Annotated in this window: 16 protein-coding genes; all 16 read left to right on the forward strand. The window is 52.1% G+C overall.

From position 1 onward, the window contains the following. Positions 1-46 precede the first annotated feature (46 nt). The 16 genes from IJ22_RS06770 (at position 47) to IJ22_RS06845 (ending at position 15,942) form a co-directional block, all read left to right on the forward strand. On the forward strand, positions 47-796 hold the full coding sequence (locus IJ22_RS06770) for a FadR/GntR family transcriptional regulator (RefSeq protein ID WP_082660714.1): 750 nt from the start codon (positions 47-49) through the stop codon (positions 794-796). Next, entirely contained in the window at positions 774-2,921 is a 2,148-nt protein-coding gene (locus IJ22_RS06775; protein WP_062408100.1) for a dihydroxy-acid dehydratase domain-containing protein, read from the forward strand. Before IJ22_RS06770 ends, IJ22_RS06775 begins: the two co-directional genes overlap by 23 nt. 222 nt (positions 2,922-3,143) lie before the next feature. Further along, complete coding sequence (locus IJ22_RS06780) at positions 3,144-4,076, forward strand: LysR family transcriptional regulator (RefSeq protein ID WP_082660986.1); 933 nt, start codon at positions 3,144-3,146, stop codon at positions 4,074-4,076. Positions 4,077-4,326: 250 nt separating this feature from the next. Next, on the forward strand, positions 4,327-5,340 hold the full coding sequence (locus tag IJ22_RS06785) for a sulfonate ABC transporter substrate-binding protein (RefSeq protein ID WP_074728330.1): 1,014 nt from the start codon (positions 4,327-4,329) through the stop codon (positions 5,338-5,340). Positions 5,341-5,372: 32 nt separating this feature from the next. Further along, positions 5,373-6,239, forward strand: coding sequence for a CoA transferase subunit A (locus tag IJ22_RS06790; RefSeq protein WP_062408102.1), 867 nt, complete (start codon positions 5,373-5,375; stop codon positions 6,237-6,239). Beyond that, positions 6,223-6,948, forward strand: coding sequence for a CoA-transferase (locus IJ22_RS06795; protein ID WP_054819797.1), 726 nt, complete (start codon positions 6,223-6,225; stop codon positions 6,946-6,948). The genes IJ22_RS06790 and IJ22_RS06795 overlap by 17 nt, the downstream gene beginning before the upstream one ends. Further along, complete coding sequence (locus IJ22_RS06800) at positions 6,941-8,074, forward strand: LLM class flavin-dependent oxidoreductase (RefSeq protein WP_062408104.1); 1,134 nt, start codon at positions 6,941-6,943, stop codon at positions 8,072-8,074. The genes IJ22_RS06795 and IJ22_RS06800 overlap by 8 nt, the downstream gene beginning before the upstream one ends. Then, complete coding sequence (locus IJ22_RS06805) at positions 8,074-8,667, forward strand: cysteine dioxygenase family protein (protein ID WP_062408113.1); 594 nt, start codon at positions 8,074-8,076, stop codon at positions 8,665-8,667. Before IJ22_RS06800 ends, IJ22_RS06805 begins: the two co-directional genes overlap by 1 nt. A 21-nt stretch (positions 8,668-8,688) precedes the next feature. Next, positions 8,689-9,870 (forward strand): CaiB/BaiF CoA transferase family protein, encoded by a 1,182-nt coding sequence (locus IJ22_RS06810; protein WP_062408115.1) that lies wholly within the window; start codon positions 8,689-8,691, stop codon positions 9,868-9,870. A 94-nt stretch (positions 9,871-9,964) separates the two neighbouring features. Next, on the forward strand, positions 9,965-10,816 hold the full coding sequence (locus IJ22_RS06815; protein WP_054819800.1) for an ABC transporter ATP-binding protein: 852 nt from the start codon (positions 9,965-9,967) through the stop codon (positions 10,814-10,816). A gap of 33 nt (positions 10,817-10,849) precedes the next feature. Next, positions 10,850-11,983: an ABC transporter substrate-binding protein gene (locus tag IJ22_RS06820; RefSeq protein ID WP_082660716.1), complete on the forward strand. Its 1,134-nt coding sequence runs from the start codon at positions 10,850-10,852 to the stop codon at positions 11,981-11,983. 16 nt (positions 11,984-11,999) lie between these two features. Then, entirely contained in the window at positions 12,000-12,770 is a 771-nt protein-coding gene (locus IJ22_RS06825) for an ABC transporter permease (protein ID WP_054819810.1), read from the forward strand. 111 nt (positions 12,771-12,881) lie between these two features. Beyond that, positions 12,882-14,066: an acyl-CoA dehydrogenase family protein gene (locus IJ22_RS06830; protein ID WP_062410890.1), complete on the forward strand. Its 1,185-nt coding sequence runs from the start codon at positions 12,882-12,884 to the stop codon at positions 14,064-14,066. A 17-nt stretch (positions 14,067-14,083) separates the two neighbouring features. After that, positions 14,084-14,602 carry a TlpA disulfide reductase family protein gene (locus IJ22_RS06835; RefSeq protein ID WP_062408117.1) on the forward strand — a complete coding sequence of 173 codons (519 nt, stop codon included), beginning with the start codon at positions 14,084-14,086 and terminating at the stop codon, positions 14,600-14,602. A 60-nt stretch (positions 14,603-14,662) separates the two neighbouring features. Continuing rightward, positions 14,663-15,562 (forward strand): NAD(P)-dependent oxidoreductase, encoded by a 900-nt coding sequence (locus IJ22_RS06840; protein WP_256380589.1) that lies wholly within the window; start codon positions 14,663-14,665, stop codon positions 15,560-15,562. Positions 15,563-15,687: 125 nt separating this feature from the next. Then, positions 15,688-15,942, forward strand: a complete 255-nt coding sequence (locus tag IJ22_RS06845) for a glutaredoxin family protein (protein ID WP_054819803.1) — start codon at positions 15,688-15,690, stop codon at positions 15,940-15,942. The last annotated feature ends 30 nt before the right edge of the window (positions 15,943-15,972 follow it).

Genomic DNA, 15,972 nt, shown 5'->3' on the forward strand with positions numbered 1-15,972 from the left:
ATTTAAGTGATATTATAAGTTTATTAACATATCATATAAGTTGGTGATGATGATTAAGGAGCTGGCAAGTACCAAAATTTTGAATGAATTGACCCGAAGGATTGAGCAGGAAGAGTGGAAGTCCGGACAGAAGCTGCCTTCTCTGGCCGCCGTAGCCAAAGAATTTCAGGTCGGCGTCTCCACCGTACGTGAGGCACTGCGCATCTTGGAAAACAAAGGGTATATTCTCATTGAGCACGGCAGAGGAATGTTCGTACGCAATCCAAACTGCTGGAAACAGGAAACCGCATGGGATCTCACTCGGCTTTCTGTAGGAGATATGTTTTCCCTGCAGGAATTCCGGGCCGTTCTTGAACCGGAAATGGCAGCGCTTGCAGCGGAAAGAGCCACTCCCGGACAAATGGCGAATATAAAGGCGGCCGCTTCAAAAATGATCGAAGATGTAGCCAACAATGAAGATTATTTCGAAGCAGATATTGCCTTTCACGAATATATCGCCGAGGCCTGCTCGAATGAAGTCATGGCTCAGGTGATGAAAGGGATCTCGGACTTGCTTCTGGAGAGCCGCAGGAAAACCACGCGTATTCCCGGAAGCGCCGAGAGAGCGGCACATTTTCACATGCTGATTGCATTGGCCATAGAGCAGAGAAACAGCGCGCTTGCCAAAGAGATGATGAAGGCGCATCTCCAGGATGTTCGTCAGGATTCGATGAAGCTCAAGGAAGGCTGGCTAGCCGCCGCCGAATTGAATCCAAGGAAGGGGAGGAAAGATCATGATAACAATCAGAGGGTTTAATCCGTATCAGGGCAATGTGCAGGGGAAGGCGAACGAGCCTATTACGGTAGCCGGGCTGCTGGACCGTGCACGCCGCGGTCTCGGCGGGAAATACGAAGGCGGGGAGCCGGATTGGACGCTTGACAACATTTATGACCGGCTGGAGCACAATTCTCCGAGGATCGCCATTATCGGCGGCTCCTCCGATCATCCGGCCCACATTCTGGACCATGAGACGGTGTACAAAGCTGCTTTGAAAATATGGCAGGAAGGCGGAGTGCCGTTTTATTTCAGCACGCCGGTGCTTTGTGACGGAACAGCGCAAAACAACATGGGAATGTCTTATTCATTACAGAGCCGCAACGCGATTGCGGAAATCGTGGTAAATCAAATGGAAGCGCAATCATACCACGGGGCTTTCGTGATTCAGGGTTGCGATAAGCAGCCGCTGGGCGTATTAAGCGGGCTTGCTCATCTGGACCGGGTCCGGCGCAATCGCGGCGAGCATCATGTGTTTGCTACCTTTGCCCCTTCCCACGTGCTCAAGGGGGGAACGATTCCGGATGATTTGAAGCTGGAATTGGCGGAGTTGGTATCCCAGGCCGCCGCAGCGGGATATGACGATATAGCCGCCGACATTGAGGATGCGGTGAGCTATATCCTTCAGTGCTCCTCGAACACCTCATTCCAAGGGGTTTTTGAACGCGCCGTCAAATGCGGACTATTGACTGAGGAACGGCATAAGGATTTTGAAAAAAGGCTGGCGGTAAGCACGTGTGACGCCAAGGGCGGCATCTGTGCGTTTCATGGAACGGGAAACAGCTCCCGGGACGTTACGGTAGGGTTCGGTATGGTATGTCCGGAGCTGGAGCTGCTGACGGAACCGCCGACACAGGCTCAAGTCAATAAAGCGATCGAATCCTTATTTTCCATCATTGACCGTCCGGAATGCAGCGTAAGTGAATTGCTTCGGGCCAATATCGCCAATGTGATCCGGATCCACAGTTCCGCAGGAGGTTCCACCAACCTAATGATGCATATTGTCGGGGCGATGATCTATGCCGGATTTGACTTTACGCTGGAAGACATGGAACGCATTGCTGCCGAACATCCGATTCCCGATTTATTCGATTACAGCCTGACCGAAGGCAGAGATATTTATGCATTGGCGCAGCAGTGCTGCTCGGGTCAAATCCGCGGCATGGAGACGCTGATCTATGAGCTTACAAGAAACGGGGTTCCGATGGCTTTGGATGCGCCGACGGTAACAGGCCAAACCTGGAGAGAAAGGCTGTCCCATACCGAAGGCTTGAGCGCGGACGGCGTGAAGGACAATCCCATCATCCTGAGCAGGCCCAGACGCGGCTTCAGCGGCGTCGATGTCCTCCGGGGAAACTTTTTCAACCATGCAGTGGTTAAAATCAGCGGGATGCCTACAAAGCAGCTGGATCAATTCGACGATAAGATCGCGTTTGTGCTTTACTTTGAAAATGAAGAAGAAGCGAATCATCGGTTATTGGACGTGAACATGCTGGATCGCCTAAAGGCCCAAAGAAGCTTCGGGCTAGAACATATGAAGCGGATGGCTTCCTACAACGCATCCGTTTCTTTGGAAGCGCTGCAAGCGTTGAGCTATGATGAGCTGTTCGACCGGATGATTCGGGAGGAATGGCTCAGGCTGGCGGTCATTATATCCGGTCAAGGCCCGGAAGCATTCGGAATGCCGGAAATGATGACGCCGATGCAGCATATTAACGCACACCGTCAGTTAAAGCGTTTGACGACTCTAATCAGCGACGGCCGTTATTCGGGAGTGACATTTGGCGCTGCTGTAGGGCATATGACTCCGGAAGCTTTTCATGGCGGCGGGCTGCTGTATCTGCAGGAGGGAGATCTGCTGCATTTGCAGTTCCGCAAGAAGCGCATCGATCTGCTGAATCCCGGGAGCTTTGCTTCGGGCCATATCGTACAGGATGCCGGAGAGCTTCGGACGGAGCGGACGGAGCTGGGATTATCCCGGATGGAGCAGCTGCGTAAAAGACAAAAGCGCGTGGCGGCATCGAACCGGCTGCGCGATTGTACGGATGCGTCCCGCGGCGTAGTTCCGATGGGAGTCGCGTTGGACGCGGAGTTGAAATGGATTTAAAATGGTTTGGTTTGTATTGACGTGTTTAAAAAATGATGATAAGGTGTCATTAAAATATTTAATACATTAATGTTTATTCGAACAGATATGAAGAGCGTACCGGTAAACCGGAGGCATGGGGAATCTTATCCTCATGCTTTTTTTATTATCCGAATCGGTAAGGTTGTTCCGACGCAAGAAGAGATGAAGTTGGTTCAACAAAAAAAAGGTAAAGGTGATAGGATGGACTTGCGGACGATAAAAACGTTTCAAACGATTGTCAAGCTGGGAAGTTTTCAACGAGCGGCGGAAGAACTCAAATATGTGCAATCCACCATAACGATGCATATCCAAAAACTTGAATCCGACCTGGGCGTCAAATTGCTTGAACGCAGCAAGAAAGTCTGCTTGACGGAGGCGGGACGTTTGTTTCATGAGAAGGCGGATCTGCTGTTAAAAGATTATGAATACCTTCAAAGCGCCATGACGGAATGGATTCAGGGGGAAGCGGGTGTGGTTCGGTTAGGTGTAATGGAACCTGCGGCCAGCTATCGGCTGCCCAAAATCCTTGCTCCATTCATGGAACGCTATCCCAAGGTGCAAATCAGCATTCAAATCGGCAATACGTACGTGTTGCGGGAAATGCTGATCGAGGGCAAAATTGATTTGGCCATATGCAGTGTACCGGATACAGGTTTGGGAACCACGTTTGAGCCGCTTTTCGCAGAAAAGGTTGCGCTGCTTGTTCCCAAGCAGGACGATCTTGCGGGGAAACATGAGATTTATTTAAAAGACCTGCGGGGCAAACGGCTGCTGCTTACGACTACGATTTGTCCATACCGAAAAAAATTGGAAGCGGCATTGCTGGAAAAAGGCGGAAGTCCGTATTTTGGTATTGAAATCAGCACCATGTCCGCATTGAAATATTATGTTCAAGCCAATTTTGGCATTGCGGTGGTTCCGATCATTACAGTAACGCCTCCCCCGGAAGGAACGGTGCTAAAACCAATCCATGATTTGGATACCGGCCTGGTGACAGGCATTTTGCTGAAGTCTGATTATAAGGCACTTGGATCTGCAGGAGAAAAGCTGATCAGCACGTTAAGGGACGGTTTGCTAAATCAAAAATGCGATCAAATTACGGGAGTACAGAATAAAGAAGTTCAAAATTTTTGAAGCTTTTGTTCTTATTTATCAAATTTACAAATCTGATGAATTATTGTATGCTTATATTAACCCGATCGGATAACTGTGAAATTCTGCCGGACAACCGGAGATGAAAGACTTGCTTGATTGAACACATGATTATACATTTTCGGATCCACCGGACCCCCCGGAGACCCAGCATACTTGTTATGTTGGCGTCTCTTTTTTATTGCAGTCAAATTTTTGTTTTCCGGGATGGATGCCTGGGGAGGTTGGCTTTATGAATTTCAAACGAAAAAGAAAGAAGCGCAGCATGATCTTATCCGTTATCGCTCTGTTCACGCTATCCATTATGTTGATCGGCTGCGGGACCGCAAATAACAACAGTCAAGCATCCGGCGGGCAGACCGCCAAACCGAATGCGGAAAAATCGGTCCTTCGGATCGGTTATCAAAAGTCGGGAACATTGATGGTATTGAAGGCCAAAGGCGAGCTGGAAAAAAAATTGGCTCCATTTGGAACGAAGGTCCAATGGTCTGAATTTAACACAGGCATTTCAGTCATGGAGGCGCTGGGCACCGGGAGCATTGACTTCGGCATCGCCGGCGATGCGCCGGTATTGTTCGGACAAGAGCGCGGTCTGCCGTTTCTGTATGTAGCCAGTGAACCGTCCAGTCCGCAAAGCGAGGGCATTCTGGTAAAAAAGGATTCGCCGATCCAGACGATCGCCGATCTGAAAGGCAAAAAAGTAGCGTTCAACAAGGCGTCGATTTCCCAGTATTTGATCAATGAGGCGCTTGCTTCGGTCGGATTGACGCTGAATGATATCGAACCGGTTTACTTGGCTCCTCCGGATGCACGCATCGCTTTTGAACGGGGAAGTGCGGATGCCTGGGTCGTTTGGGATCCCTTCTTCTCGGCAGCCGAGCTTGCCGGAAATCGGGTTCTGGCCGATGGGAAAGGGCTCGTCATTTACAGAACGTTCTACCTGGGAGGAAAAGAGTTCGCTGAAAAGCACCCCGAGGTGCTGCAAGCGCTGGTTCAGGAGCTCCAAAACATCAGTGAATGGATTAACCAAAATCCGGGGGAAGTCGCCAAATTGCTTGCTGCGGAAACGCAGCTTGACGTGGCGGTCTGGGAACAATCTTTGCGGAGAAGGCCTCTCACCATCAAGCTGATCGATGAGGAAATCATACAGGATCAGCAGAGCGTTGCAGATACATTCCTGAAGATCGGACTTGTTTCCAAGAAGATCAACGTCAGGGAAAATGTCTGGATACCGAAAAATCAGTAAGCAGTTAGAGGTCAAAGGGGTGAAGCCCTTCTATGGGAACGAAATTTCTGGAGCTGCCGGAAGCGGCTGCGCTTATACATCATGGGGATACGGTAGCGATCAGCGGCAGCATGGAGATGTCGCCCATGGCTTTGCTGCGCGAGCTGATCCGCTCCGGGGCCAGCGGCCTGCACCTCCTATGCAGCGGATCGGCGGCCATTAACGCCGATCTGCTGATTGGTGCCGGATGTGTGGAGACGGTGGAAGCGTCGCAAATCATCCTGGGAGAGTTCGGCTTTGCTCCCCATTACCGCCGTGCGGTGGAGGAGGGGCGGCTGCAGGTTCGCGAACACGCTTGTCCGGCTATGGCCGCTGCGATTCAGGCGGGTGCCATGGGGCTTCCGTTTATCCCCGTTCCAGGGTTGCTGGGAACGGACTATTTGCAGGTCAGAGATGATTTTCGTCTCATTCGCAACCCTTATCGGCCGGAAGAGGAAGTCGTCGTGGTACCGGCTATCCGTCCGGATGTGTGTATATTTCACGCTTACCAGGCGGATACGCAAGGCAACGTGGTCGCCAGCAGGCTGCAGAACAACCGGCTGCTTGCCCAAGCCTCGCGCCATGTCATTGTGACGGTAGAGGAGGTGGTGGCTCCCGGGGAATTGGATCGTGAAAAGGGAACGTTCATTCCGGCGCTGTACATCCATACTGTGGTAGAAGCGCCATTCGGAGCCTACCCGACAAGCTGTCCAGGCTTTTACCCTGCGGATGAAGCCCATATGCAAACTTATTTGAAAGCGGCCGGACATCCGAACGAGTTTGAAAAGTACTTGCAGCAGTATGTGTTTTCTTACACGAGGCACGAGGACTATTCCGTTTACTGCAGCCGTAAGGAGAGTCAGCATGAAATACTCGACTGAAGAATTCATGATTTGTGCTTTGGCCCGCGAGCTTCATGACGGGGAAACGATCGCCGTAGGCAACAGTTCTCCGGTGCCGGCGGCGGCGGCCCTGCTGGCCAAAGAAACCCATGCCCCCCGCGCCCAAACCTACATCATGGGGTATGAGCGGGAATGGCCGTTTGAGGGGACCAAGGAATTTTTCGATTACATCCAGCGCGGCCTTGTCGATGTGTTCTTCTTGAGCGGGGCCCAAATCGACTGTTGGGGCAATATCAATTTACATGTCATCGGCGACTATGCCCGCCCGAAGGTCAGGCTTCCCGGAGGTGCCGGTTCATCTATGGTGTATTACCGCTGCAAAAGGATTTTCCTTTTTAAAACCGACCATCATGCAAAGGGGTTTCCCGAACGATTGGATTTTGTCAGCAGCAGCGCTTCTCCTGATTTCCGGCAGGAGGGCGCTGGGCGTCTGGAAGCAGTATATACCCCGCTTGCCGTACTGAGGCCCGCTCCGCTTACGCGCCGGCTGCAATTGTCCGCGATCGCGCCGGGAACGACGGCAGAAGAAGTGCAGGGGAAAACAGGCTTTGATCTGGGGATCGAAGGCGACGTTCCGCGCATCGAAGCGCCGTCCCCGCAGCAATTGGATGTTTTGCGAAGCAAAGTGAAAGCGGCGCTTCAGGAAATTTATCCCGCATTCGTTAAAGGAGGAATTGGAAATGGTTGAATTTATTACGATGGCGCCTACCTTCGGGGACGGCCAGTACGTGGGAACTTCCAATTACAATGCTCAAAGGCTGGACGCATGGAGCACGACGGCCGAACGCGAGCCTACCCTGGAATACATCTCACGCATTGCGCAGGCGGCGGAGAAGGGCGGATTCGGCACGCTTCTGCTTCCGACCGGCAGCAGCTGCCTCGATTCGTTGATCATCGCAACGGCGCTGATTCCCGCCACGGAACGGCTCCGCTTCCTGTTCGCCGTGCGCCCCGGCTTTACCGCCCCGTCCGTGTTTGCGAGACAGTTTGCCAGCTTTGACTACTTGTCCGGTGGCCGTGCCCTGGTCAATATCGTTACCGGAGGGTCTCCCGCCGAGCTTGCCGGCGACGGCGATTTTTTGGATCACGCTACCCGCTATCGGCGTACCGATGAGTTCATTCGGGTATTGAAACGTTTGTTTAGTGAAGAAAACTTCGATCACGAAGGTGAATTTTACAAGCTAAAAAATGCGTCTCTCTATCCGAAGCCGATTCAGAAAAATCCGGAGATCTATTTCGGGGGCGCCTCGGAAGCCGGCCAAGCGGTCGCGGCTTCCGTCGCCGATGTCTATATGATGTGGGGGGAGACGCTGGACAATATCCGCGAACGAATCGGGGAGATCCAACGGTTGGCGGCCGTTCGCAATCGGAAACTCAGCTACAGCATTTCATTCCAGGTCGTCTTGGGCGATACGGAGGAGCAAGCGTGGGAAAATGCCAATCATTTGATCAGCAAGGCCGATCCCGCCGTCATTCAGAAGAAGGCGGAAGCCAGCGACAAAGGCGAATCCGTCGGTCTGAAGCGTCTGCATCAACTGATGCTGGATTCCAAGGAAAATCATTTCCGGATCGGTCCGAATTTATGGGCCGGGTTGACCCAGGTGCTCAGCGGCAATTCCATCGCCTTGGTCGGCACACCCGATCAAGTAGCGGACCGGATCGTAGAATATGTCGGCCTGGGATTCGATAAAGTGCTGCTTAGAGGGTTTCCGCACCTGGAAACCATTGAGGCCGTTGGAAGAGATGTGATTCCAAGAGTGCATGCGAAGCTGCAAAAAAATGAAATACCATCCGAGAGAGGTGTACTTCACTAATGAGCACAGCATACGGTTTTAAGGAGTTGGAGGCCGACATTCGTTCCGTTCTTTCCCGAACAGGCGATTTCCGAACCATTGTGGATGAAGTTCGCCCATTTTTACAAACTTTGCTGCAATCCGACGAACTCCTGCCTGAAAGGTATCAGCAGCCATTACCGCACAAATATGCCCAATATTTGTTGTATAAGCCCGAGGATGAAGCCTTTTCCGTGATCGCCTTCGTATGGGGGCCCGGACAGGTAGCCCCGGTGCACGATCATTTGGTATGGGGGCTGGTCGGCATCTACAAGGGAGCGGTGGAAGAGAAGCGTTACCGGAGAGTGGATCATGGGGAAGCGGCTCCGAGGCGCTATACGCTTGAGGAAGTGGGAACGGTGCATGCCACGAAGGGCGATATCTCCTTCGTTTATCCTCCGGATTACGATATTCACGGCGTGTCCAATCCACATAGCGAAGTGGCGGTTACTATCCATGTATACGGCGCTGATATCGGCAAGCAGGAGCGGCACATCCACGATCCCGCAACGGGCGCTTTGCGTGATGTGGTCACGAAGCATGATAATGACGTGCCGATCTATGCCGATGTGTAGAAAGGGAGGTGAGATGCAATCATGAGCACATTACAGGGAGGGCCGCTTTCGGGGCTTAGGGTCATCGAGTTCGGGCAGATCGCGGCCGGCCCGTTCACAGGCATGCTTCTGGCTGATTTGGGAGCCGACGTGGTGAAGGTGGAAAGACCTGACAGCGGAGACGGCATGCGCGATTGGCCGCCTTTCTTTGTGAATGAACAGGGAGAGTCCTACAGTGCAAACTTCGCCTCCCTTAACCGCAACAAACGAAGTATTACGGTCGATTTCAAGGACCCGGAACAGCTTGAAGCTTTGCGGAAATTGTGCGGAAAGGCCGATATCATTATCGAAAACTACCGTCCCGGGGTGCTGCGGAAGTTTGGTTTGGGTTACGATGCGCTGTCGGCGGAAAATCCCGGACTGGTCTACTGCTCTATCTCCGGATACGGCCAAGAGGGCCCGTATGCGCAGAAGGGCGCTTTTGACGTGACGATTCAGGCGATCAGCGGCTTGATGAGCGTCACCGGAGAAGAAACCGGTACACCTGTCAAATGCGGAGTGCCGATAGCCGACTTTGCCGCCGGACTTTACGGTGCTTACAGCATCGCCGTTTCCATCCTGCAAGCGAGTCAAAGCGGTAAAGGCGCCTATATCGACTGCTCCATGCTCGGCAGCGTCCTTGGTATTTCTGCGCTGCAGCACAGTGAATATTACGGCAACGGGATCTCTCCCAAGCGGCTTGGGACCGCCCATCCGCGCAACGCCCCGTACCAGGGGTTTTACGGAAGCGACAAACCGTTTGTGATCGCCGCAGGCAATGACAAGCTGTGGAGGGAAGTATGTGAAGCCGCCGATCGCCCCGAGCTTATTGACGATCCCCGCTTTGTGACGCAGACCCTCCGTGCCAAAAACCAAAAGGAGCTGGCTTCTTTGCTGCAGCAGTCCTTTTCGCGGAAGACGGCCGGGGAATGGCTGAAGGAGTTTGACCGAAGAGGCGTACCGTGCGCGCCCATCAACGATTACGAGGACATTTTGCATGATCCGGCCGTTCATCAAATCGGGCTGGTGAAGGATTTGCAGTTACCCAACGGATTAACAACCCGGACGGTTCCGTTCCCGGTCAAGGTGACCGGCTACGATTTTTCCGTATACCGCCATCCTCCGCAAAGGGGCGAGCATACGGAAGAAGTTTTCAAGGAATGGCTTGACGCAGTCGACCCTTAAACGGGACTGCCGGCTTGCGGAAGAGATATCTGAAGAAATCCGTAACCTATCGGACGCTTATGGGAACGAATGTTGGAAGAAGGGGGGCTCCCGTTTGGCAAAGACTTTGCTAAAAGATGTACCGTTGACTGAAGATGTCCCAATCAAGATCCGGGCAAACGATGTCGGGTTTGGCTATGGTCATCAGGACATTTTGCAAAATATTGATTTTACCGTTCGCGAAGGGGAGTTTGTCGTTTTGATGGGACCCAGCGGATGCGGCAAAAGCACATTCCTCCGCCTGGTGTCCGGTTTATCCCTGCCAACGCGCGGAAAGCTTGAAATCGATGGCGAACCGGTTCGGGACACGTCGATCGAGCGTGCGATCGTGTTTCAAGACTACTCCTTGTTTCCCTGGCTGACAACTGGGGAAAATGTCATGCTTGCACTCAGCCAGGTGATGAAAAAGAAAAAAAAGGAGATTCAACAGGTCGCGCAGGAATATCTGCAAATGGTACAGCTCGAACATGCCTTCGACAAATACCCTGGACAATTATCGGGGGGAATGCGCCAGCGTGCCGCCATCGCCCGGGCGCTTGCTTTGTCGGCGGATCTGCTGCTTATGGATGAACCGTTCGGCGCGCTGGATCCGGTGACCCGCGTTCATTTGCAGGATCTCATCCTGCAGTTATGGCAGGATCGCCGCCAGACCGTACTGTTCGTGACGCACGATGTGGAAGAAGCGCTGTTTTTGGCAGACCGGATCCTGTTGTTTTCGCCCGGTCCTCCCAGCATCGTTGCACATGAATTGAAAATTCCGTTCGCAAGGCCCCGGCAGCGGAAAAAGGTGTTCCAATCCCCGGAATTTACCGAACTGAGGGATCAATTGATGGATCACATGAATAAAGGGTTATTCGAAAAGCTGGAAAGAGAGGAAACGGTCTTCTATCCGGGTGACCGGATCTGAATTCGTAAAAAACATAATAGAGGAGGAACATGGGTGTATAAAGTTCAAGTTCATCGGAAAAAACAATCATTTGCCTGGATACTCGCTTCCGGCCTTGCCCTGTCAGTGCTCGTCACAGGCTGCGGCCAGCAGTCGGCAGCTCCGCAGCCTGCGGTCTCGGAGCAAGCCGGGAAGTCCGATCAGGCCCAAAAACAGGATCAAACGTTTGAACTCAATGTCGGCTACGGCCAATCGTTGGGCACCCAGCTCGGATTCATTGCCGAATACGAGGGGTATTTTAAGGAGCAAAACCTGAAAGTCAACTTTGTGCCTTTTGCGTCTACAGCGGACGGATTAAACGGCCTGCAGGCCGGGAAAATCGATGTCGGCGTATCCTTCGGAACCGCAGGTCCGTTGACATTTATCTCCCAAGGATCGGATTTTTCAATTATCGGGGGGCATTTGTCCGGCGGCAGCCCGGTCTATGCCAAAAAAGAAAACCAGGATCAGTTCAAGACGATCGAAGGGTTTCGCGGGAAAAAAGTGGGCACCCTTCGTCTGTATACCGGCGATATCGTCTTCCGTTCCGCTTTGAGCCAAGCCGGAATCGATTGGAAAAAAGACATTGAACTGATCGAATTCAAAAACAATTCCATGCTGCTTGAAGCGATTAAATCAGGCAAAGTCGATGTCGGGGTCGGATCGCCGGGCACGTTATACGAGGCGGAGGAAGGGGGGCTGGTCGCCGTCACATGGAGCAACGATCTGCAGCCCGATCACGTATGCTGCCGCATCGTGGCCAAGACGGGCGACGTGAAGGAAAAGCGGGAAGCCTTCAAACGGTTTCTGAAAGCGATCATTAAGGCGGAACGGGACAAAGAAAAAGATCCGAAGGTGACGATTGACGCCAGCAGGCCCCACATCAGGCTTGACGACAAAATTATGGAGAAGTCGATCATCGAACCGCATATGCTGAATCATTCCGATCCGAACAAGAAAGAAATCGTCAAAATGTGGGAAAACATGAACGACATCGGCTATATCAAGGAAGGAAAAGACATTGATATTACCAAATACATCGATACGTCGTTGTACAAAGAAGCCGTTGAAGAACTGATCGCTTCCGAGCCGGACGAGCCGTTTTTCCAAAAAGTAAAGGAGCGTTTCAACCAGCAAAATATTGGATAAGGAGCTGTTTTTCGCGTTGAAACGGTTTGTTAAAACGTATTATGGTACTTTGCTTATCGTAGCCGCCGTGTTGGCGGCATGGATTTACTTTACGGATGTCGCCAAAAAGATCAATCCCGTGCTGTTCCCGAATCCGCAGGCCGTCCTGCTTGCCTTCTGGAAAAGTAAAGGGCTGCTGTTGGAGGGGTTCATCAGCTCGATGCAGCTGTTTCTAAGCGGATATTTCTCCGCCGTCATTGCGGGAATAGCGGTAGGGTTGGCGGTCGCGCTGCATCCTGCGCTGAGGAAACCGCTGATGCCGATTTTCCATGCGTTGAGCCCGATTCCCCCTACGATGTACATTCCGTATGCCATAGCGCTTTTGCCTACGTTTAAATCCGCATCCGTGTTTTTGATTTTCGCCGGCGCGTTATGGCCTATCCTGCTCGGTACCATTCAAGGCGTATTGCTTATAGACCGGCATTATCTGGACAACGCCCGCGCGTTAGGGCTAAGAAGCGGAAAGCTTCTCACAAAGGTGATCATTCCGGCGGCGCTGCCGTTCATTTTTAACGGAGCGGGCGTAGCGCTGGGATTCGCCTTCATTATTCTGACCGTGGCGGAAATGTTCGGCGCCAAATCGGGCATGGGGTATTTTATTCAATACTACAGTGATTTTTCCGATTATAAAAACGTTGTTGCGGGTATGATTTTCAACAGCCTGGTCATCCTGGCCATCATGCTCATTTTTGACAAGATCAAAAACAAATACTTGTTTTGGACGCAGCTCGATGACAAAACTTTATAACTATAGCGCATCCAAATGGCCCTCCGCATCGCACAGCCGGAGGGAGGAAGAAACGGGCTGTACCGCTTTTGGCTGATCAGCCCTTCACTTCAAGGAAGGGAAAGATTCGCAATGACTACGATTTCGCATCAGGCCCCCATCGATTATTTGGCTGTGGCCGATGAACTGGTTGATACGTTTTCCCTGACCGCCATAGAGCGGGATATCAAAGGAGGTACGGCGAAAGCGGAACGGGATTTGATCAGGAGAAGCGGCTTGCTCGCCTTGCTGGTGCCCAAGAGCTTTGGCGGTTGTGGGGATACATGGCTAACCGTACTGGAGATCGTTCGACGATTTGCCAGGGTCGACAGTTCCATTGCGCATTTGTTCGGATATCATTTTCTGAATTTGGTCACACCGCATATGTATGGAACCGAGGAACAGAAGCGCCGATATTATATGGAAACGGCGAACAAACCCTTGTTCTGGGGAAACGCATTTAATCCGCTGGATCAACGGCTTGTTGCCGTTCGTGAAGGCGACCGTTATTACTTGAGCGGAACCAAACGGTTCTGCTCCGGTGCTACGGATTCGGATTTGCTGCTCGTTTCCGCGAAGCATGAAGAGGGAAACGGCCCTCTGATTGCCGTCATTCCTACCCGTCGGGAAGGAGTGAACGTATTGAATGATTGGGACAATATGGGGCAGCGGCAGACGGACAGCGGGGGGATCGAATTTAGCCGGGTTCCGGTAGAATTAGGCGAGGTGCTTGACACACCGGGTCCGATCGGGACGGAATTTTCCAAACTTCGCAGCTCCATTTCGCAAATTATTCTGACGCATGTATATTTGGGTATCGCGGAAGGGGCGTTCGAACAGGCCAAATTATACACGGCTTCAAGCGCCAGAGCCTGGCCTGCTTCCGGCGTCTCCTCCGCTGCTCAGGATCCGTATTTTCTTCGCCATTACGGCGACATGTGGGTCCGGTTGGAAGCCGCCCGAGTGCTTGTAGAACGGGCCGCCCGGGATTTTCAATCGGCCTGGGAGAAGGAGTGGGGATTGACGGAACGGGAACGGGGAGAATGCATGATGAGCATTGCAACGGCGAAGGTGATGACTACGCAGGTCGGGCTGGACATTACAAGCCGTATGTTCGAGGTGATGGGGTCCCGGGCGACTTCGTCCGAATACCGTTATGACCGTTTTTGGCGCAATCTTCGCACGCATACGCTTCACGATCCGGTCGAATACAAGCTGAAGGAATTGGGAAATTGGGCGCTGAACGGCCAATTTCCGCAGTCCTCTTCGTTCTTTTAAGGAGCTTCGGGGATGAGATGAAAAGAAATGCCATCGTGAATTTGGCCATTGTCGTGCTGCTGGTTTTCACCTGCTATTCGTTTTGGAACAAGCAAGAGGACAGTGCTTTTGCGGCACCGAACGCCGCCGCTCCCGAGGTGAAGCTGCCTGATCTGGATGGTCGATGGGTGGATATCCGTAAAGATGCGGATGGAAAAGCGGTATTTTTGGTTTTTTGGACTTCCTGGTGCGAGTACTGCAAGAAGGAAGCCTCAGTACTTGGCGAATTGTACGGGGAGTTTAAGGACCGGATCGCTTTTTATGCCGTCAATATGACGCATCAGGACGATCTGAAGGAGGTGAGAAGCTTTGTCCAGGCCCATCGTTTACCCTTTCCGGTACTGCTTGACGAAAAAGGCGAAGTCACGGAACGATACAGGGTGGAGTACTTGCCAACCTTTTATCTCATCGGCCGGGACGGGATCGTCGAGGATCTGTTGATCGGGGAAATTCCGCGGGAACGGCTGTTAGGCAAGCTGCAGGAGCTCGCCCCGTAAACAAACCGGCTTTGGACTTTGGCCAAAGGACCGAATCGTGGAAAAGGAAGGTTGATTCTTTTGGAACAAAAATCACAAAAACCGGCAATAGGCTTTATTGGCACCGGGGTCATGGGAAAAAGTATGGCCAGCCGTTTAATTCGGGCCGGATATGTGCTTCATGTCTACACCCGCACCAAGTCTAAGGCGGAACCGCTCCTCTTAGAAGGGGCCAATTGGCATGACACGCCGGCATCTTTGGCCGAACAATCGCAAATCATCATAACGATGGTCGGTTACCCCCATGACGTGGAAGAGTTGTATCTCGGGGAACATGGAATCATTCATCATGCCCGGCCCAATAGTTATTTAATTGATATGACCACTTCCAGCCCGGCCTTGGCCCGGCGAATTGAGCAGGCGGCGCTTGGGCGCGGATTATTTTCGCTGGATGCTCCCGTGTCGGGCGGCGATATAGGGGCCAGGGACGGTAAGCTGTCTATTATGGTTGGCGGGCGGCGGGAAGCTTTCGATGAGGTAACGCCGGTTTTGAAGTCCATGGGGACGAACATTGTTTATCAGGGGGGCGCAGGCGCCGGGCAGTATACGAAAATGTGCAATCAAATCGCGATTGCCTCCAATATGATCGGCGTCTGCGAATCGTTGATTTATGCTCAAAAGGCCGGATTGGATCCTTCCACCGTACTGAAAAGCATTGAGACCGGAGCGGCCGGCAGTTGGTCGCTGAGCCATTTGGCTCCGCGTATCATCGGCGGTAATTTTACGCCGGGTTTTTACGTTAAGCATTTCGTTAAGGATATGAAAATTGCCCTGGAATCCGCCAAGGAGATGAACCTTGAACTGCCGGGGCTGGCTCTTGCCCACTCCCTTTATGAGAAATTAGTTGAACTGGGAGAAGAGGATAGCGGCACGCAAGCATTATTTAAAGTGATCGGGGGCAAATCTCCGGCTGTCTCTTGAATCCGATGAAACAGCATGGATCGCAGCGGGATAGCCCAGTATTTTAGCAGGCGGGTTCAACATGAAAGACGCCTGCGCAGTGAATCTAAACCAATAAAATCGGGTTAAAATTTGGAGGTATGGACATGGCAGAGAATGTGAAATTGGTATTGTGGAGCCGCGAAGGCTGTCAAGCTTGCCAGGAAGCGAAAGCTTATTTAAAGGAAAAGGGATACGTTTACTCCAATGTGGATGTGGGAGGGAAAGATTACTTAAGGGATGTTCTTGAAGTCAAGTACGGTATTCGTCATGTGCCGGTGATCGAGGTCGGCCGCAATCAAACCTACGAGGCGATCGTAGACAGCGACTTTAACCGGCTTGAAGCTTTACTTAAGTCCTAAACAGGATTTCCCCAATAAAGATAAACACAG

The organism is Paenibacillus naphthalenovorans, from assembly GCF_001465255.1.
In the GTDB taxonomy this organism is placed as follows: domain Bacteria; phylum Bacillota; class Bacilli; order Paenibacillales; family NBRC-103111; genus Paenibacillus_G; species Paenibacillus_G naphthalenovorans.